Consider the following 20,146-nt stretch of genomic DNA (forward strand, 5'->3'; position numbering starts at 1 on the left):
ATTAAGAGATAGACTCTGCTTTATATAGGCGACTAACCAAGGTTTCTGTAATTAAAAAAAGCAATGCGATCCAAACAAACCAATTCCATATTTCTTTACCAAAAACGGCTGTTCGAAGTTGTTCTTGTAGTTGTTCGTTGGAAATATTTTCTGCAGTCAACATATCGGAAATCACCAGTTGGTCATCCATCATATCATTCCATTGCTCGTTGTCTAACGTTTCGAAATCCGATTCCATTATATGTTGATTTACGGCAATATCAATTTCTTCTTCCGGCGATCTAACACGTAGTATTCCGGGCTCCCATTCTCGTCCTTCGTATGCTATATTCACCCCCTGTGATTGTCTTTGTACGTTTGGTTTGTATTCGGTGCCGTTAATCGTGAGCGTCACATCTGTGCTTTTCAGCATACTGTTCCATTCAAAAGGTTCACCAAGTTGATGTTGCTGCAGACCTCCCCGTTCGGGAGATGAGGTATAGAGTACAGCCCGGTAATACAATGGCGCAAACAATGGGTTTATTGGAAGGTTCGACCAGCCGGGATCAGTACCTACTGCAGACTTTAGAAAAATACCATCTCCAAAACGGTATTCCGTCAATAAAGCATCACCATTTACTGCTTTAAGCACAGGGAGTGCATCAGCTGTGGATGCAACCTGCTCGTGATAATAATAAAACAGCGAAGGTAACTCGATTCGAATTTCCTCATCCTCTCGCTTCCTGAAAATATCATCTAACACAGGATGCCCTTCTTCCAAAGGAGCCATCTTGGTAACCGTTTCGAACGAGCCGTACTCCCCAATTACATTGTCAAAACGTCCGGCATTTAATAAGCTAAAAAACTGGTTATAATTTTCGACATCTCCCTTTTCTGAGGGAAAAAACAAAATCCCCCCACCATCTTGTACATATTGACGCAATTCTTGCTGCCAGTACGACGGGATGTTGTTCAAACCGTTTAAGATAACACCATCATAGTCGACCCACTTTGCCTGCTCTACTTCATCAACCGTGGCTTCATCAAACCTAATTCGGGCATTTGATTCTCGTGCAGCTTCTAATGCCGGAGTAATATATGACTTAAAAGTAGTGGTCTCTTCACCATTATTCACCAATAATATAGAACGCTGTTGTGGGATATGAACAACAAAGTGTCTACTGTTATCAAACTCCACTTCATCCCCTTCCAGTAAAATTCGCCCCGATATATATCCTACCTCATCAGGGATGATCTCAAAGGAAAACGTTTTGGTTTCGCCGGGGTCCAGCGATGTCTCATACTGCCCTGATAGCTCTTCTTCCACCTGCAATGATACATATTGATTGACCACCGGTGCCTTTCCCGTATTTTGTAATTCTACAGATAACGTTAGCGGAGAACCCGGCCCTAATAGTTGGCTTTCCAGTGATAATGAGGTAACCGCCACGTTTCGCTGTTCAGCCTCTTCCAGTGTTATTAACTGTACCGACACTGACTTTGATTCGGATGACTCTTCCTGGATATTGATCTCTGCTAACTCCGAAAGTTGACTCTGCTGTCCGTCAGAAATAATATAAAGTACCGACTGCTTTTCCGGTGCATCCAAAAGTTGATCGTACAGCTGTCGAAATTGTTCAGCTGTATAATGTCCGCGGTTTACAGCCGTTATATCTTCGAGTTGATTACGAACCCTTCCACGATTCATAAATCCGGCCTCCGTTATCTCAGCAGTATTTGTTGTTTGAAGTAAAAACTGATCATTACTGGTACTATTTTCAATAATTTGGGTTACTACATTCTTAGCCTGCTCAATAAGAGGTCCGTCGGGGCCCACACGGCTCATGCTTGCACTGTTGTCGATCAGGATCGCTACTGATCGGGATTCTGTGGAACTTTCTGATCCTGTAATCGTTGGAGGCAAAAAAGGGCGGGCCAAGGCAAGTGCTAAAAAAAAGATAGCAAGCGTTCGCAGGGCAAGCAGCAAATATTGTTTGATTCGTATTCGACGAATGGTACTTTTACGCAGCTCATTAAAAAAGGAAAGTGTCGAAAAAGCTACCTTTTGTGGTCGTCGTAAATTTACCAAGTGAATGATAATTGGTATTGCAACAGCCAACAACCCAAATAAAAATAACGGATTAAGAAAGTTCATTTACAGCAAAATTATTACTTTTACAGGCTAATGTTCAGACCCCGTGCCATAAGCTATTAAATAAACAGCGATATTTTAATAATATTACAGATTAATTAGTTCAATTTTATGAACACGATACGAGTTTTAGGTTATTATTTCCTTTCCCTGTTTTTAATCACAGCATGCTCTAATATTCCTGATCGGCCTTGGTCAGATGCCGTTCCGGAAAAAGCACCTTTTGTTGTTATTCCTGATGACGGAGCAACCCTTAATTCGGTACTCAACGCCAATCAAACACCTCTGCTTGATGATATCACATCATCAGCCGTACAGGTATTGTCGCGAATCGATTCTACAGCTCAATCCTCCATCCCCCTGAATGCTATTACGTTATATCCCGATGTGCATAACCAACTTGCTATCGTTTGGATGGCTGAGGCTTCGGATGGACTCTTAAATCGGATGACAAACAACTTTTATCAAAGATTTGAACAAAATAAGTATGATTTTAAGGATGTAACTATCCACATTTTACACTTGGATGATCGTCAACTTTATGCGGCGCAGCTTCATGATGATCTTTTGATTTCCGAATCGAGTCTTGGACTTGAAGATGCTATCCGGGCCTATACCGGTAACCAACCTCGGGCTAACCTATCCAACATTTCTCCTCAACCGGGAAATATTATCATGAACACTCCTTCGCTTGACCGGTGGGCCCAACAGCTTTCGATGGTAACCTATCGTCCCCTAATCAAGAATGCCTTACAAGGCACTGATCCTACCCTACTTTCGGTCTCACGAAAAAATAAAGACCAAGGACAGGAAGTTGAGCTTTCGGGTACAATACCGCTTAATGATCAGGTCCCTTCAGACCTGGTAGCTGCGGTATCATCAACGAATGCTCCTATTAGTTTGGACCGATACGTTTCCTCCAATGCAGCAGCAACCGGATTCTTTCGGCTTACCCCCCGAAAAGTAATTCCAAGTTCCCTGCCCGATACCACGGCTTTAGATTCTGTTCTCATTGAAGATCGAATTCCTTATACAGATATTGCCAATACGCTGAATCCAGAATTTTCTCTGGTAATGTATGCCCAGTCAGGTTTTCTCTCAACAGGCGAACATTTGTTCTTGCGAAAAGTTGGGGATATACCTGCCCTTCGCAGAGCACTAAATTCGCTCGTACGTGATGGACACATTAGCCGTACTGACGGCACATATTTAATCCAAAGCAGAGCCATTGCCCAGCTTATCGGCAGCTCGTTCTGTACCTTTCAAAATTTTTATTTAGATATCATTGGCGACGTGGTTGCAATCTCCAAGCGAAAAGGACTTGTCGAAGCGGTATCATCCGACCGAAGCAGACGCCGCACCTTATTTTATGAACAAACGTTTCGGGATATTAAAGAAAACTTGGCTAATGAAGTGAGTGGGTTCTTTATCGCCAATAAAGACTTTAACTCTTTTATTGAACCTTTCCTCTCGCCCAATAATTATTTTAATGCGCTCACTTCTAATTTTGATTTGTTCACATTTACTACAACGGTGGAAGCTGACAATAATATTGGTTTCAGTATGAAAGCCTACCAAACACAAGATCGATCGGCCCCTTATCGAGAAAAATGGCTATTTCCTACTGGATCTAACCTGACAAGCGCTCCCGTATTAGCTGATATGGGGGGAAGTGATCGTGAAGAGCTGGTCTTTGCCACCAAATCCGGTAATGTTTATGCCCTTGCTGCCGATGGTACAGTAATATTAGAAGCCAGTACCGGTGGCGATACTCCTGTAGGCTCTCCAGTTATATACGATTGGTACAATACCAACCAAAATGTAATTCTTCTGGGAGCAGGTAATAAAATTTATGGATGGGATGATAATGGCGAACTACTTCCACAGTTCCCTTTTGAATTTGAAGAACCAGTAACATCTCCCTTGGTCGTTGAAGATATTGACCGCGATGGGTTACCAAATGCCTTAATTGCCACTGCTGATCGAAAGTTACACCTCTTGGGTGGACGTGGTAATAATATCAATGGGTGGCCCGTCACCACCAATGCTGAAATCACAACTACTCCTACTATAGAAAATTATCAGGGAGCAACAACGGTTTTTGCTTTCGCTGAAAATGCACTGCATAGTTGGCTTGCTAATGGTGATGAGTTAGATGGATATCCGAAATTTATTAATGCTTCACTCAATGGTTCTCCTATACTTTACGAGGAAAACATACTGGGTAATGCTGCGGATGGTTACCTGTACTCCATCGGACCGAACTCACTGTTTGCAGATTCCTTAAATGTGTTTGATACCAGTACGGAGTCTTCAGATATCGAAGCTGTTTACGCTTCCAACAGCGCCTTGGTAGGCTCACCTTCGGTACAAAACCTCCGTGTTAAAGATAACAACCAGACGTTTAACGAAACCATGATCTTAACAATGAGCTCCAATGGATCTGCCTTTTTAATTAATACTGAAGGTCAGCTTCGTTTTACGCAAAATATGGGGCAACCAGCAGCAACAGATTTCTCACCATTTATTTCTGATATCGACCGGGATGGGCAGGATAATATTATCGCTCTGGCTAATTTTGGTCGGCTCTATGTCTGGAATGTCCAAACTGGTGAACGACTATACAGCGTGCCTACCAGTGGTATGCAACATCCCATAATTGCTGATATTGATGGCGATGGTTATAATGAGCTTGTTGCCCAAACACGAGAAGGATTACGCACGTGGACAATCTTTGGAAATTCTGATGAAGAAAGTAGTTCTGACTCAGAATAAGAGTTCCTGGTTATAATATTTCTCCCAGCGCTTGGCGCAGAAAAGGAAATTTAAATTCGAAGCCGTGCTGTTGTAATTTTTGGGGTTGTATCCTCTTGCTGGTAATGACAGGATTTGCTGCTTCTCCCAATACTATATTCAGTACAAATTCGGGCACTTTAAAAAGTGAGGGACGATGCAGCTGCGAAGCCAATTCGCTGGCAAACTCATCCATCGTAACTGGATTGGGAGCATTTAAATTATAAGCGCCTTCCAAGGCCTCTTTCTTCAGCGGAAATAATAGGCCACGGCATAAATCCAGCATATGAATCCAGGGAAAGTATTGCTCTCCACTTCCTATTGGACCGCCTACTCCAAGCTTAAACGGTAACAACATCTGCTGCAAAGCTCCGCCATCTTTTTCGAGTACAACACCAATCCGGGGATGCACCAATCGAACGCCATAATCTGTCACAGGCTGTGCCGCAGCTTCCCAATCCACACACACTTTCGACAAAAAGCTATCACCAGCTGGGGCCGACTCATCCAAAACCCGATTCCCGGCAGGTTTATAGTAATCTGCTCCCGAGGCTGAAACCATAACCGAAGGCGGATGGTCCGTTTGGCCAATTGCTTTTACCAACTGTTTGGTACAATCGATCCGGCTTGAGTAAATCTTTTGCTTCACCTCGTCGGTCCATCGCTGACCAAAAATGGAGGCACCAGCTAAATTAATCACTGCGTCAGCTTTTTCCATGGCAGGCGTCAAATCATCATCCCAAGAAACAAACTGCTGGTTTTTTGCCGTTTCATCTTCATAATCGGCAGGATCTCGACTTACAATAGTTAAAAAATGCCCCTCTTGAAGTAGCATCCTGCGCAAATACGATCCAATAAAACCCGTGCCACCTGTTATTAATACATTCATAGAAAGTTACTTTTTTATTTACTCAAACCTTTTACATTTAAAAGCCTGTTAGCATTCCATTAAACATAAGCTAAGCAATGAACAACTCGTACGCTAATACGGCCCTAATTGTAATCAGATATATTCTTGGGATTCTATTTCTGATCTCCGGGATTGGAAAGTTAATAAGTGCCTCCGAAGCTCGCTATCTTGTCGAGTTATTGGCCACAGAATTCTATTGGCTTATTGAATATGCGGATTTTATTGTAACTGCTACATCTATTTTTGAACTTATTCTTGCCGGCTTGCTGATTGGCAACAAGCTACTTCGATGGGCCCTAACAGGAACTTTTGCCTTGCTTGCAATATTCTCATCAGTACTGGGGTATTTTTACCTGCAGGGCATGACCATCGAAAATTGTGGCTGTTTTGGCGCGTTCGGCTTTGCATCGGGATTGGAGTTTACGCTGATCAGAAATGTCATTCTGATACTGCTTACTATAACTGCTTTTGTCTTAACATTTAGGCAAGAACCATCTAGCGATTAGCTTTTGGGAATTACTCCCAGCCCTGCCTTATCAGACAAGCGGACTTCTTTATTTTCAGTCAGCGTAAGACCTTCAAAAGGATCTTCAGCCAATAACAGATTCCCATCAAGGTCAACGTAATCTGCCCAAGTGCCAAGCAGAGATCCTGCAGCAATGCCCAATGAACTTTCTATCATACAACCGATCATCACTTGCAGGTTTCGGTTACGTGCCTTTTCTATAACGCTGCGCGCTTTTACCAAACTGCCCATTTTCATCAGCTTAATATTTATCCCGTCAAAAGCCTTCTCTATCTCATCCATATTTTCATCTCCCTTAAAACTTTCATCGGCAATAAGGGGAAGCGGCGACCATTTTTTTAGTTCGACCATTTTATCATGCATCGCCGAAGGCATCGGTTGTTCAATAAATTCCACATTTTGACCCGCCAGAAAACGAATCTGCTCTTTTGCTGTTTCTAAATTCGTCCAGCCCTCATTCGCATCTACCCGAATTATTTGGTCCGAAACCTCACGGATACCGTTAATAATTTCTTTGTCACGGTCGGTACCGAGCTTAATTTTCAGAATGGGATATTCTTCGGCTTCCAGTACCTTTTGTTGAATAACATCAATTTCATCCAACCCAATAGTAAATGAAGTGGGAGGAGTTTCCCGAGAAGGCGTATCCCATAACTTCCACAGTGGTTGTTTCTGGCTTTTGCCCCACCAATCTAACCAAGCCATCTCCACCGCGGTCTTGGCAGATTGTACCGTCGGATCAACCTCGTTTAATTGCTCTGATAGTTCCCGGGCAGTATCCACATCATCAAAAATGGAATCCGAAAGGTTATCCAGAAATGAGGTAACGGTTTCAGCCGTTTCATTATATCGCTTATTGGGACCGGCCTCTCCAAATCCCGTAATTCCATTGGCCGTAAGTTTTACAAGGACATTGGGTACAGTTTCTTTCGTGCCGCGAGCAATGGTAAATGGATGTGCTGGTGTTAGGTTTAAAAGTTCATAATCAAGTTCAAAATGAGACATATCCTAATATTTTAAGCGTATATAAATAGAGATAAAATGCTGGACTTGCTAAAATCAGGGCATCGAATCGATCAAAAAAGCCACCATGTCCCGGTAAAATATCGGAGGCATCTTTTACATTTGCCGCTCGTTTTATTCGGCTGGCTGTTAAATCTCCGATGGGACCAAAAATGCTGACGAGCAAGGCAGCCGGTGCCAATGTTAGCAGAGATATCGGAATAGAAGCAGGTGCCGAATAATAGGCAATAGCCAGTCCTACCAAAGCCCCCACGATGCCAAAGGCAAATCCCTCCCAGGTTTTGTTGGGACTGATCGTAGGAGCCATTTTATTTTTGCCTAAATATTTTCCCCCGAAATAAGCAAATACATCATTGCCCCATACCATCAATACAGCAGCTATAGTCAAGGCAAACCCCATATTAGCATCGCCCATATTTCTGATGAAGATAATAGCTAATAATCCGAGTGGAGCATAAATCCCACTAAAAAATGTCCCCACTAAGTTTTTTATAGCCGTGTCTCCGGTTTTAAAAATTTGGAAAGCTACAAAAAGCAGAAATATCCCCATCCCGATCGCTAAATTATGAGACAGGAAAGGAGTTAATAAAATCCAGAGTCCTATGGTATACGGGAAATAGCTATCCGGTTCAAAACCAGCCCCACCAGCTAATATGGCTATTTCACGCTGAATAAAAAGGGCAATGAATGTTATGAGTCCAACGAAATAAAATCCGCCAAGCCAGGTAACAAAAATGAAGAATATGGCTGCAGGTACCGCAAAAAGAATACGTTTCGTAAGTTCGGTCACTGATCAGTTATTCTTCTTCGTTGGTTCCTTCTTCGGGCAGCTCAAATTCTGCGAGGGCTTCGCGCGCCTCCTCCTCATATTCATCTGGTACATACAGGTAAACCATACCCATTTCACCATAATTTACACTAAATGAGGAATCTCGCTTGGACAAGATGTTAGACGGAATATCGAGGCTGGCAAGGTAATTTTTAGCACTTTCAACCTCGTATTCAGTGCCACCTTCCATAACACAAGCCCAGTTTTCAATTTCGTTTGGGTCAGAACCTTCTAACATAATTAACCTCCAGCATTGGTATGAGTTTCATTTCTGTTGTACATCCAATATACAATATAAACAGTAATTAACAGACTAAATGAAACAGCCCAAAGTGGAGGCATTGTTTCTGGAGTTATTTCTGCAAAAGCTGATTCGGGATAATACGTACCCATAAGTACGCTACCCCCATTATTTACAAAATGTGCAACTATAGCTGGAATAATACTTCGAGTTACCCAGGTTAAAAAGGCGAAGAGCATTCCCAGCGTTGCAAGGGGAATTAAATTACTAAGTTGAACATGATATAACCCAAAAAGTAATCCTGACACAATGATAGCTGGCCAGATACCCCAGCTTTTTTCAAATGCCCGCATCACATATCCACGATATAGGGTTTCTTCACAAATGGCCGGTACTACTCCAACGTGAAATAACGTGAGGATCAGCAAATGATCGCCTCGCAGATAATTTTCGATCATCTGCATTTGCGTATTCTGCATGTTGGTAAACATCTCCGGGACCGGGATAAGGGCATTCAACCACGACAAAAACCATATTGTGGGTTGAATCGCAACAATGAGCACAACAGTTATAACCGATAATTGCAAAGTATCAGGCTGAATATTGAATCGAAGGAATCTATTTCGGCTTTCCTTCGAAGTATGTAGACGAACAAAAAACCAAGTAGCTAAGCCCAAAGAAATGATTTGGCCGGCCGAGTTTCCGATAAAGAGCAAATCGAGATTTTCCGTCAGTTGCCTTATCATCTCAGTAGCAGTAGCATCACTACCGCTTTGAACAACCATCAGCACTAATGAAACCGCAAAGGCTGTTCCCTGGAAAAGTATAAATGCGACAATAATCCACATCAGGGCTAACGCCCAATCTGAAAACCCATTGCGCTCAGCCCATGATTTGTATACCGGATTTGTCAAATTACTTTCTGCTAATTGATTGTTCACAAATGTGCTTGTTTACCGTATTTATTCTTCGCTACTACCAAAAACCTTAGCCCCAATCATTCCGGTTAAAACATTTAAAATGCCATACATAGGGAGATTATATAAAAGCTGCTTTCCAATACTATTCTGATCTCGCATACCTTGCGCCATTGAATCAATTGCTTGCTGTTTTTGAGCATCCCGTAGATCTGCAGCTTCTATATTGGCAATCGTACTGTCAATGGCTTTCTGGGTCATGTCAGGATCTATAACTTGCCACAGTTGATTTAATAATACCATAACGACCGTAATAGCAATTCCTGTAAAAAGACCAATAAGTGCCCCTTTGCCCAATTTTAAGCTCACACCATACTCATTGGTATAGTGCCAAACCGCTAACATTCCCCCAAAAGCACCAACCAGACAAACTAACACCCATAACGAAATCTGCACCGGCGAAAAGAGGGATCCGGTAGGTTCTGAATTGATAACTGAATAGGTAGTGACTAATGAAAGGGCAAAGACAATAATCCCAAATATTATCCCTGCAATACTTACTGACGTCCAATATGGTGGTTCATTATTTTGCTCTGCTTGTTGTTCTGCTATCTCATCCATAATAATCCCTTGTTTATTTTAGTTTTGATGAAAAAAATCTCCGGAAAATATCATTGCTGTGGACCCTCCTAACAAACTACCCAATATTAAACGGGAAGTTAATGTATTTTTCCACAAATCTAAGAAGTCTCCACTGGCATCAACAATATTCAATAGTAGCACAAGTACTACAATTTTTTGGATAGATGCTATTCCCTTTACCTGGTAATAAGACAGTACCGGCAATACCATCCATCCCATGGCAAAGCCTCCGTAAATCCCAATACACCTGCTGCACACCGCCATGGGTTGACCGTTAATCCAAAACGATCGGTCTACCATTTGATGACATAAACTGTTAAACGCTTGGTGTTGCCACTGCAGCGGCCATGGATTTGCTTGATTAAATAATCCGCCTCCCAGCCCCACCATTACTGTAACTCCAGTTAAAACTAAAATGATACCATATAACAGTTTTCTCTGGTCAGGCATAACAGCATTTAAGCCTTCATTACCTTTTTGAGCCCATCTGTAAAATTTGTCGGAGCCCGGCACGGCTTACGGGTATCTTCTTTCATAAAACAGAGTTCTACTTTCCCCTGAACATGAAAAGCTTCTTTACGATCAGTATACACTCGGTAATAGGTTTCAAGTCGTACTTTCGGGATCTCAAACAGCAGTACCTCAATACTCATCAATTCGTCATAAAAAATCGGGGCTTTATAATCCACCTCCGTATGAATCACCGGCAGCATAACTCCCTTTTTCTCTAACTCGGCATAAGGCAAACCAAGCGATCGAATCATCTCGGTACGTGCTTCCTCAAAATACTCCAAATAGCGTCCATAGTATACATAACCCATCTGATCTGTTTCACCATACCGGCTACGCAACTGATGGGTATATACATAAATGGGCTCTTGCTCTGGAAACAATATAACGAGGTTCTATTTTAGGAGTCAGATACGTTCTCAAATTCACCCATGTTCGCATATTTATCGATCCGTGATTCGACCAATTGTTCGGGTGATTTTTCTTTCAGACGGTTGAGTGATTCCAACAACTGTTCTTTTACCGCTTTGGCGGCCTGATCGTAATTACGGTGAGCCCCACCAAGAGGTTCCTTAATAATACCATCGATAATATTCATTCCCTCCAAATCTTCGGCCGTAAGCTTTAATACTGCTGCCGCCTGCTCTTTGTAATCCCACGTTTTCCAAAGGATAGATGAGCATGATTCAGGAGAAATAACCGAATACCAAGTGTTCTCCATCATATAAACCTCATTTCCCATACCAATACCAATAGCACCCCCGCTGGCACCTTCACCAATCACAACAGTAACAATGGGTACCTTTAATGTTGCCATCATTTTCAGATTCTTTGCAATGGCTTCGGCCTGACCACGCTCTTCGGCCTCCAATCCCGGATAAGCACCAGGGGTATCCAGCAACGTAATTACAGGGATATCAAACTTCTCACCCAACTTCATCAATCGGTGCGCTTTACGATATCCCTCGGGATTTGCCATACCAAATCGACGATACTGTCGACTTTCGGTATCTCTACCCTTTTGATGTCCCATAATTACCACCGACTGGCCATCAATAGTAGCAAAACCCCCAACAATAGCTTTATCATCGCTGTGGTACCGATCACCGTGAATTTCAACAAAATTTTCAGTGATTTTGTAAATATAGTCAAGGGTATAGGGCCGCTCGGGGTGACGGGCCAACTGCACACGCTGCCAGCGGGTAAGATTCGTAAAAATAGATTCCCGAAGCTCGTCAACACGTTTTTCGAGACGCTTTATTTCTGGAGAAAGAACGTCATCATCAGCAACAGATAATTCACTCAATTCTTTAATTTTATTTTCCAGATCAGCAATAGGTTGTTCAAAATCCAAATACTGCATAAATATACTTTTGTCACTTAAAAATGAGTTCAAATATACGAACTAAAGCCGAGATAATAAGGGTATATTATGAAAGACTAAAGAGTTCCGAAAATACTTTGAATTTTTAACTTCCACACCCGCCAAATAGCCTCCCAGACAATGGACTTTGACATTTTTGAGACCCCTTCTTCGCGCTCACGGAAAATAATAGCCACCTCTTTCAGTGAAAAGCCGGCTTGCCAGGCTCTAAAATGCAATTCAATTTGAAAAGCATACCCATTCGATCGAATTTTATCCACTGATATATTCTCCAACACCTTTCTACGGATACACTTAAACCCAGCAGTAGTATCAAAAATGGGAAGGCCCGTTATAAATCGTGCGTATAAATTCGCACTATAGGATAAAATCAACCGGCTCAACGGCCAATTAATAATGCTAATTCCTTTTGCATATCGTGATCCGATGGCAACATCAGCACGCCCTGCCTTTACCTCAGTTATTAGTTTGGGCAAATCTTCTGGGTTGTGCGAAAAATCAGCATCCATCTCACAAATAAATTGATACCCTTCCTTTAAGGCATATTGAAACCCTCGAACATAGGCTGTCCCCAACCCCAATTTTCCTTCTCGTTCTATTAAATGTAAGCGATATCCATACTTCTTCTGCTTCTTTTTTACGATATTAGCCGTTCCGTCAGGCGAACTATCATCAACTATAAGAAGATCAATATCCTCTCCCTGCTTCAAGACCATGTTGATAAGTTCCTCAATATTTTCGGCCTCATTGTAGGTAGGAATAATAACCAACGTCTCTTTAGACATAAATCCTAATCAATAATTATACCTATTACTTGTTCTAATACTTTTTAAATACATACAAATTCATACATCGAGAATAGCTAATAGATCATTAATGTTACACCAATAATTTTGCTATTTTCTGCCACTAAGAATATAAAACATATAATTAACCTTAATAACCTGAATTTATCATTGTGTTTGAATTAAAAAAGACGGCTTCCTCAACAAAAGCAAGACTTGGTACGTTAACAACCGACCATGGCACCATTGAAACGCCCATCTTTATGCCGGTAGGTACGCTTGGTACTGTAAAGGCTGTAAAACAGGATGATCTTATAGAAAAAGTAAAAGCACAAATAATCCTTGGCAATACGTACCACCTATATTTACGGCCCGGCTGTGATATTATCGAGGGAGCCGGTGGACTGCATAATTTTATAAATTGGGATCGACCTATCTTAACCGATTCTGGTGGATACCAAATCTTTTCCCTTTCTGAGAATCGTGAACTAAGCGAAGAAGGGGCAAAATTTAAAAGCCATATTGATGGCTCCAAACACATGTTTACCCCGGAAAATATTGTAGATATTCAACGCACGTTAGGGTCAGACATTATGATGGTTTTGGATGAATGCCCTCCTTACCCAAGCAGTTACGAATATGCCAAAGAGTCGATGGAACTTACCCACCGATGGGAAAAACGTGGGCGCGAAGCATTCCTGAATTCACAACCTAAATATGGCCACAAACAAGCACAGTTTGGTATTATACAAGGCAGTACCTATGAAGATCTTCGGATAGAATCCTCAAAATATGTAACTGATCTGGATTTTGAAGGCATTGCCATCGGCGGACTCAGCGTGGGCGAACCCACCGAGCTGATGTACGAGATGACCGACCTCAATACCGATTACCTGCCAGAGCAAAAACCGCGATACCTGATGGGCGTGGGTAAGCCGGCCAACCTGATACAAAGCGTTGCCCGCGGTGTAGACATGTTTGACTGCGTGATCCCTACCCGCAATGCCCGAAACGGACAAATTTTTACGCGAAACGGTATCATCAACATCACCAATGCACAATGGAAAAATCATCACAAGCCGTTGGATCCCGATTTTCCGACGGACCTGTGCCAGAAATACAAAATGTCATATGTGCATCACTTGTTTCGGAATGATGAACTGCTCGGCCTACAGCTTGCCACCTTACATAACCTCACCTTTTACCTGTGGCTGATGGAAGAGATAAAAAAACAGATCCGAAACGATACGTTTGCCAGTTGGTATCAGGATATGACTGACCAAGTTAGCCAAAGGATCTAGCATTTTCTTAAAACAATATTCTTGCTCCACAGGTACGTTTGGTAAAAAGCATTGGGGCACCGCCATTTTAAACACCACATCCTATTACACTGCTCTTTTAAAGGCACAGGCAAAAAATTTGTGCTTTTAACTATCCACTTTAGTTGGGACAGGTACCCCACTCAGGCATATGAGCTTTTGTTAGTGAACTTTCGGTTGCAAAACCATCCGGTTTATCGGGAATATTTGCCACGCACCAACCGCTGATATCCTGATTAAAAGCAGAGGTTCTTGAAAACATCCCACTCATATTTGTAACGCTGCTCACATCCCAGTTTCCTATATCCTGGTTAAAAGCTTCCGCCATAAGGAACATGCCACTCATATCCGTAACGTTACCAACGTCCCAGTTTCCAATATTTTGGTTAAAGCTCTCAGCTCTAGCAAACATGGTTGACATATTTGTAACATTGCTGACATCCCAACTTCCTATATTCTGACCAAAGGATTTAGCACCTACAAACATAGCCCCCATATTGGTAACGTTGCTAACATCCCAGCTTCCTATATCCCGATTAAAAGATGTGGCACTATAAAACATCTGGTACATATCGGTTACGTTGTTGACTTCCCAGCCGCCTATATACTGGTTAAATTTTTCTGCCTCACTAAACATCTTTCTCATATTTGTAACCTTCCCGACATCCCAGTTTCCTATATCCTGATTAAAACTTTGCGCCCCCATAAACATACCGCTCATATCAGTAACATTGCTGACATTCCAGTTTCCAATATCCTGATCAAACGAATTGGCAAAAAGAAACATAGCCGCCATATCAGAAACACTGCTGACATCCCAACTTCCTATATCTTGATTAAAGCCGGAGGCATTTGAGAACAGCTCATCCATCTCTTTTATCCCACTAGTACAAGTCGTGGCTGCATTTGAGGTTGTAATCTGACTTTTGGTTCGCTTCGTATATGTAACGCTTTTAACCATACCGCTATCACCTATTTGCGCATCAGGACATTTAACTGTTACCCCATTGGGGGCCAGATAAAATTTGGATTTCTTATTGTCCGGATTGACAGAAGAATCGTTACATGCCGTAAAAAAGTGAGCGAATATTATGGCTGTGCAAACGATCATTAACGAGCGAAAATGTCTTATGCAAAAATCCTTGCAGCTAACAATCATTGATAAAGATATATTGGATTGAGAATTTGAATGGATAATCATAATTCATACCCCGATTTTTTATTTAACCTTTTAAACCTTGATACCTGATCTACTCGTTATTATTTGCCTCGTGCTTTGTCAACCCATCCAATGAGACTTTATAGATATTATTTTTGTCGTTGTATCGAATGCTATATTCAGTCGGATAATAGCCCGTCTTTTGAAATGCTGCAGGCTGTTTAACCGGGATGGTAGTATCAGGACGCGTTTCCAAAAATGCATTCGTAATCATGGGTTCTAAAAAATACATGTTGCCGTGATAGAAGCCGTAGATGAATGTGGCTCTGAATTTTTCTCCGTTCCACTCTGGCGCGCGGCTGTCATGCCAGTGCACGCCCATATCGGGAATTGCAATTTGACCCGAAGCATAATCTTCGGGGATATATTGCTGAGACACTTTCACGGTATCGGGACCTGGTACAACTTCACTTACTTTATCTTCTCCGACAATATAGAAATGAAAATCGAAATGAGGGATACCATAAATGTCTTCCGGCTCATGGCCGTGCGGGTTCCAACCCAACTCCGCATATTTATAACCTGTTAATTTTGCTTCTTTTGGATATTCAAGAAATACATTTTTCCTGTTCTCGATGTCTTGCGGCAACGCTGACAACATGCCTTTTGTAAAACTATACCCAATAGAAACCGGTATTCCGTCTTCGGACAAGGTGACAAAAGTACGAATTGATCCATTACCCAATTGTTTCGACGGCCCGTAAAACGTATCTGAACCTGAAGAGTTCGAATTGGTAAGACAACCAGCAGCAAGTAATCCTAAAACAATGGTGTTTACAATTAAATAATATTTCTTCATAAGTGAATATCAGTTAAAATCAGTGTTTATATTTCAAGAGTAATAAAGTGCTAGATTGTAAGGTGCCTCGAATAGCACAGTAGTTTGCACAATACTCTAACACTCATTGCTCCTCACTTCAAATTATCGGATCCCCGACTAGCTCTACGTCGTGTTTGGCACTGATTTTTGCAAATTCCTCTTGCGTTACATCACGACCACTTATTTTGCTAAAGAAGTCTTCAATGGTACCTGCAGGTTGAGCGATAATCAGGAGACTGCCCGGCTCTTCAGTAATATGAGCCCAGGCGTGAGGCACCTTCCGCGGGGCCAGCACCGAATCGCCTTCGGTCAGGGTCAGCCGCTCATCCCCGATTTCAACAACAAATTCACCTTTCAGAACATACAGCCACTCATCCTGCTTCTGATGTATATGCCGGGGTGGCCCTCCCTTACCCATGTCTTTATGTTCAAAAACAAACATTCCACCTTTTGAATCCTCGGTAGTAACTTTTCGATCAATGGGTAGTTTCCCCAAGATGGAAAGCGGGTTATCTAAGCGATCTTCTCCCTCCAATACGTAATTAGCAGAATTATTCATTGTAAGCGCTCTGAAAATTTTAATTAAAATGTAATTTGTAGAAATTTGAAATATCCGTCGGTTCCCGGTTTCCCGGGATTGATCAACGAGCAGATCAATTTCTCTAATTCTCAGACATCGGCTTCAGGTTGGCGTGGGCCGTCCATTGCCAAACCTCATCGTCGGGTTGCCAGCTCCAAACGCTAAGTCGCGGCGCTGGTTCGGTATTCGTGCGCTCTCCGTCGATCGTCTCTATCACAGAAATCGAATAGGTGACCACAATTTGATTATTACTCTGGGTTGTCTTGAAGTTGCTTAATGTGTAATCACCGAGATTAAGCCCTTTGATTAACTGGAGTTCTGCTGATCGATTGCGTGCCCCATCGGAATGCACCGATTGGAATTCCTCAGCCATATGTTTTTTTATCCAGCTAATATTCTTATTCGACATAGCTTTCCACATACGTTTTTCTAACTGGATCGCGTCAGCCTCGGGGGGGTCAGCAGCTGTTCTATTTTTTTGTTCGCAACCAAGAAAAGTACCTACAAGCAATATTAAACTGATTATAAAAACGAGTGATTGATTTGAAGAAAACATAGTTATCGCTCTGAGTAGATTCATAAATTAAATTTTGATATAAGTAGGTGATTTAAAACAGGCTATAGCCTAAAATTACTTATTAAGCTACTTATTGGGGTTGTAGTTCTCGTCCATAAAAATTTGCGCTTCGACTATCCATTCCCCGTCTTTTTTAAGAAGAAGTAAGAGCGAGTGATTCTTACGAAGTAGAACTTCATCGCCGTTAGGGTATTTCTGCCCTTTTATCTCCTGATAGGTCCAGGCAACTGCTACATTCGGTTTTAGAATACGAATCTTCCCGGTGGGTTCTCCAACCATCTCTCCACTGTTAAACTCGGAAGAGGAAAATAATTTTGTCAGTTTCTTCCGGATTGCTTCCTTTCCTTCTCTCCAATCTCCAAAGGCATTGAGCCACTGTGCTTCAGAGGAATATATACTGGAAGCCATCTCGGCATCGCGTTTGGCAAATCCCTCTGCCATGACACCTAATACCTTTCCAACGGCCTCTTTTTCGCTTTCATTCGTCGGCGTATTTTCAACCGAAGTGCCATTATCTTTGCAGGCAACAAAACCTGCCAGTATTGTTACGATTAAAATCACTCCCATTACAGAATAAAATTTAGATGTATTCATGCTCATCCATAATTTAGTTGTAGTTGAAATTATCTAACGATACGGGGTCGTGAATCAGACACAAGAACTGTTATTCATTCCTTGACGTTACTCTCCCGTAACAATTGTTATCCTGGCTTTAGGTTTACCATCGATATGACCCGACTCTTTGGATGTATCATAGGTCCCCTCTCCTTTGGCTACAAAAGTTCCGTAATTATCATCACCGCCAGGACCAAACCCGCCATCTGCTTCCATAGTTGTGACCGTTAAATAGTCTTGTGATGAAGCAGGTTCCGGATATATTCTAATAGAGTGTTCGAAACCGTCTATTTTTATTTGGCCTTTTTTCTCCAAGTATACAGCTAAAGGAGGAACGTGATAAATCTTCGATTCCTTTGTACCCTCGAAATTGCCGGTAGTCTTAAAATAAAATTCACAATCGCCGCCGAAACTCCCGTCGGTCGTCCAGTTTTGTATTTCGTTAATCCCCGTTTTCCAATCGTTGCTTTGTATAACACCGCCGTTGCGTACGATCCTTTCAGCTATCATTTTCTCGGCTGAATCAGCGGACTGCTCCCGGCTGATCTTCCGCTCCTCCGGATGCAGGCTAAACAACGCTGCCACTTTGGCTATTTTGACTTCTTCCCGTGAACTCAAGATTTTCTTGCTGCCGTCAGGGCGATAGGCAGTCCCTCCCTTTGCATCTACATCCAGTACGCAAATTGCCATGAGGTTATTATTGGCATGCTCCCAGGTTTCGCGGTGGGTTTCATAGGGCAGGTAAAAATCCATGCTCGGCAACTCATCGAGTAACCCGTTAAGGACATCTTCACCGCCAAGATTTTTCGCTACCGCCTTTTTCAGGGCCGCCCCTTCCGGTTGACTCAAGAACTCTCCAAACACCAGTTTGTGTTCATTATATGGAGAGGCATCCATTGCACTGTGGACACTTTCGCGAACGTCGGGATTCCCCATCGCCGCTGCCACGGCAAAAGCCAGTTTCTCATTAGCCGCTTTCGGTAAATCCTTCGGGGATATGCCCTGATCGCAACTCCCTACTAACATCAAGCTCAAAACCAACCAAAAAACTTTTAACTGGTTCTGTAGGGTATGACTCATTAAAGATTTCATAAATATTTATTTTGTTTTGTAATTAAAAAGCCAAGTATCGTATGCATTTCATGTCATCTAAAAGGTAATAGGACGACAAGTTTGATGCTTGTACAGATGTTGCGAATATTTGTAATTTTGTGATAATTAGGCCTATATCGACTATAGTCGCACTTTTCAAAGCCAATAAGTTTTAACACCTTGCTTTCAAGGGTATCTTTCCTATAGCTTTTTGTTATAGTTCATTATTTATGCATTGTACCGGGATTCACCAGTGGGTTTAAAAAACTCTATCAGGTGTTTGTTAAAAACGAATGGGCGATCAAGGAATGGAAAATGTCCGGCACGACGAATAGCCTTGAGTTGGGCATTTGGCATGATCTTCTTGGTTAACCGACCGTATTGTGTAGGAATAAACTGATCTTCTTTGCCCCACAAAATGAGTGTCTTATGACTTACGCTTTTAAGCTGATCATCCGTAAAAGGGTCAAATACTTTTCCCTTTCCATCCCAAAAGGGACGCCTACCGCCGGGCTTCTGAAGTACCTCAACCGCATACTGGGTCAGGGCGTCAGAAATATTTGATTTTTCGTGAACCAGATAGTGTATTGCCCAGCGGGCAGCGGTTAGTGTGGGATAACAGTTAAGTAACAAAGATCGAAATTTGGCTCCGGTTGCCATCTGCTTACCAAGAGCACCGGAATTGATCAAGGCCAGCTTTTTAACCCTCTTGGGATTATTCATCGCAAACTGCAGCGAAATTGCCCCTCCACACGAATTACCAGCCAGGTAGCCCTGATTAAGCTCAATCGCATCAAAAAAATTACGCAGCCAACGGGCATAAAAAGCTTTGTCATAGGTTGCCGGTGGCTTATCCGATTCACCATATCCAACCACATCAGGAGCAATAACCCGAAAGTGAGTGGAAAGAGCCCCAATAGACTGATACCATACCACACCTCCTATGCCCGAGCCATGCAACAGAACCAGCGGAGGGCCATCACCGGCCGCCAGGTAAGCCGTTTTGATATCACCGGCTTGGATTTCTCGTTGCTCTACCGGCACTCCTATGGCTTCGATTAATTGTTGTCTTGCAGACTCTTTATCCATATCTCTACTCCCTAAACAATCATTAAGAACAGTTTAATAAGACAGGTAACAATAATGATGCCCAATAATCACCTGCACAATACCCGGAACAATCTTGAAAAAGTAATGATGACTGATTTTCCTATTCCCCTATCTATCTTAATC

Annotated in this window: 21 protein-coding genes; 3 read left to right on the plus strand and 18 right to left on the minus strand. The window is 42.2% G+C overall.

Going from position 1 to position 20,146, the window contains the following annotated elements; translation table 11 throughout:
• Position 1: 1 nt before the first annotated feature.
• The gene (locus AAFH98_RS14730) at positions 2-2,134 is read right to left on the minus strand and encodes a BatA domain-containing protein (RefSeq protein WP_342523615.1); all 2,133 of its coding nucleotides are present in this window, start codon (positions 2,132-2,134) and stop codon (positions 2-4) included.
• A gap of 108 nt (positions 2,135-2,242) precedes the next feature.
• On the opposite strand from AAFH98_RS14730, the gene AAFH98_RS14735 reads away from it, so the two are divergent.
• Complete coding sequence (locus AAFH98_RS14735; protein WP_342523617.1) at positions 2,243-4,906, plus strand: hypothetical protein; 2,664 nt, start codon at positions 2,243-2,245, stop codon at positions 4,904-4,906.
• Positions 4,907-4,916: 10 nt separating this feature from the next.
• Here AAFH98_RS14735 and AAFH98_RS14740 read toward each other — a convergent pair whose 3' ends face one another.
• A complete protein-coding gene (locus tag AAFH98_RS14740) occupies positions 4,917-5,813 on the minus strand; it encodes a TIGR01777 family oxidoreductase (protein ID WP_342523619.1) in 897 nt (298 codons plus the stop codon).
• 77 nt (positions 5,814-5,890) lie between these two features.
• Between AAFH98_RS14740 and AAFH98_RS14745 the strand changes: the two genes are divergently transcribed.
• Positions 5,891-6,340 (plus strand): MauE/DoxX family redox-associated membrane protein, encoded by a 450-nt coding sequence (locus tag AAFH98_RS14745; RefSeq protein WP_342523621.1) that lies wholly within the window; start codon positions 5,891-5,893, stop codon positions 6,338-6,340.
• On the opposite strand, the gene AAFH98_RS14750 is transcribed toward AAFH98_RS14745, so the two are convergent.
• The 9 genes from AAFH98_RS14750 to AAFH98_RS14790 all read right to left on the minus strand — a co-directional run bounded on the left by AAFH98_RS14750 (position 6,337) and on the right by AAFH98_RS14790 (position 12,691).
• Entirely contained in the window at positions 6,337-7,365 is a 1,029-nt protein-coding gene (locus AAFH98_RS14750; protein WP_342523622.1) for a dipeptide epimerase, read from the minus strand. The two genes, AAFH98_RS14745 and AAFH98_RS14750, sit on opposite strands and share 4 nt — an antisense overlap.
• On the minus strand, positions 7,352-8,173 hold the full coding sequence (locus AAFH98_RS14755) for a phosphatidate cytidylyltransferase (protein ID WP_342523624.1): 822 nt from the start codon (positions 8,171-8,173) through the stop codon (positions 7,352-7,354). The genes AAFH98_RS14750 and AAFH98_RS14755 overlap by 14 nt, the downstream gene beginning before the upstream one ends.
• Before the next feature lie 7 nt (positions 8,174-8,180).
• Positions 8,181-8,450 (minus strand): putative signal transducing protein, encoded by a 270-nt coding sequence (locus tag AAFH98_RS14760; protein ID WP_342523626.1) that lies wholly within the window; start codon positions 8,448-8,450, stop codon positions 8,181-8,183.
• Between the two features lie 2 nt (positions 8,451-8,452).
• The gene (locus AAFH98_RS14765) at positions 8,453-9,394 is read right to left on the minus strand and encodes a CPBP family intramembrane glutamic endopeptidase (RefSeq protein WP_342523627.1); all 942 of its coding nucleotides are present in this window, start codon (positions 9,392-9,394) and stop codon (positions 8,453-8,455) included.
• Between the two features lie 21 nt (positions 9,395-9,415).
• Positions 9,416-9,991, minus strand: coding sequence for a DUF4199 domain-containing protein (locus tag AAFH98_RS14770; RefSeq protein WP_342523628.1), 576 nt, complete (start codon positions 9,989-9,991; stop codon positions 9,416-9,418).
• 18 nt (positions 9,992-10,009) lie between these two features.
• Positions 10,010-10,462, minus strand: coding sequence for a DUF2085 domain-containing protein (locus tag AAFH98_RS14775; protein WP_342523629.1), 453 nt, complete (start codon positions 10,460-10,462; stop codon positions 10,010-10,012).
• A gap of 8 nt (positions 10,463-10,470) precedes the next feature.
• On the minus strand, positions 10,471-10,905 hold the full coding sequence (locus tag AAFH98_RS14780; RefSeq protein ID WP_342523630.1) for an acyl-CoA thioesterase: 435 nt from the start codon (positions 10,903-10,905) through the stop codon (positions 10,471-10,473).
• A 17-nt stretch (positions 10,906-10,922) separates the two neighbouring features.
• A complete protein-coding gene (locus AAFH98_RS14785; protein WP_342523631.1) occupies positions 10,923-11,885 on the minus strand; it encodes an acetyl-CoA carboxylase carboxyltransferase subunit alpha in 963 nt (320 codons plus the stop codon).
• Between the two features lie 77 nt (positions 11,886-11,962).
• Positions 11,963-12,691, minus strand: coding sequence for a polyprenol monophosphomannose synthase (locus tag AAFH98_RS14790; protein ID WP_342523633.1), 729 nt, complete (start codon positions 12,689-12,691; stop codon positions 11,963-11,965).
• 170 nt (positions 12,692-12,861) lie between these two features.
• Here AAFH98_RS14790 and tgt point away from each other — a divergent pair, with 170 nt between their 5' ends.
• A complete protein-coding gene (gene tgt, locus AAFH98_RS14795; RefSeq protein WP_407935514.1) occupies positions 12,862-13,992 on the plus strand; it encodes a tRNA guanosine(34) transglycosylase Tgt in 1,131 nt (376 codons plus the stop codon).
• Positions 13,993-14,131: 139 nt separating this feature from the next.
• On the opposite strand, the gene AAFH98_RS14800 is transcribed toward tgt, so the two are convergent.
• The 7 genes from AAFH98_RS14800 to AAFH98_RS14830 all read right to left on the minus strand — a co-directional run bounded on the left by AAFH98_RS14800 (position 14,132) and on the right by AAFH98_RS14830 (position 20,002).
• Positions 14,132-14,971, minus strand: a complete 840-nt coding sequence (locus AAFH98_RS14800) for a BspA family leucine-rich repeat surface protein (RefSeq protein WP_342523635.1) — start codon at positions 14,969-14,971, stop codon at positions 14,132-14,134.
• A 289-nt stretch (positions 14,972-15,260) separates the two neighbouring features.
• Complete coding sequence (locus AAFH98_RS14805; RefSeq protein WP_342523637.1) at positions 15,261-16,028, minus strand: hypothetical protein; 768 nt, start codon at positions 16,026-16,028, stop codon at positions 15,261-15,263.
• A 118-nt stretch (positions 16,029-16,146) separates the two neighbouring features.
• Entirely contained in the window at positions 16,147-16,608 is a 462-nt protein-coding gene (locus AAFH98_RS14810) for a cupin domain-containing protein (protein WP_342523638.1), read from the minus strand.
• 103 nt (positions 16,609-16,711) lie between these two features.
• Complete coding sequence (locus AAFH98_RS14815; protein ID WP_342523640.1) at positions 16,712-17,209, minus strand: nuclear transport factor 2 family protein; 498 nt, start codon at positions 17,207-17,209, stop codon at positions 16,712-16,714.
• 63 nt (positions 17,210-17,272) lie between these two features.
• Positions 17,273-17,800 carry a YybH family protein gene (locus AAFH98_RS14820; RefSeq protein WP_342523642.1) on the minus strand — a complete coding sequence of 176 codons (528 nt, stop codon included), beginning with the start codon at positions 17,798-17,800 and terminating at the stop codon, positions 17,273-17,275.
• 87 nt (positions 17,801-17,887) lie between these two features.
• Complete coding sequence (locus tag AAFH98_RS14825; RefSeq protein WP_342523644.1) at positions 17,888-18,913, minus strand: hypothetical protein; 1,026 nt, start codon at positions 18,911-18,913, stop codon at positions 17,888-17,890.
• Between the two features lie 228 nt (positions 18,914-19,141).
• The gene (locus AAFH98_RS14830; RefSeq protein ID WP_342523647.1) at positions 19,142-20,002 is read right to left on the minus strand and encodes an alpha/beta fold hydrolase; all 861 of its coding nucleotides are present in this window, start codon (positions 20,000-20,002) and stop codon (positions 19,142-19,144) included.
• Positions 20,003-20,146 lie beyond the last annotated feature (144 nt).

This window comes from Fodinibius sp. Rm-B-1B1-1, from assembly GCF_038594945.1.
Classification (GTDB): domain Bacteria; phylum Bacteroidota; class Rhodothermia; order Balneolales; family Balneolaceae; genus Fodinibius; species Fodinibius alkaliphilus.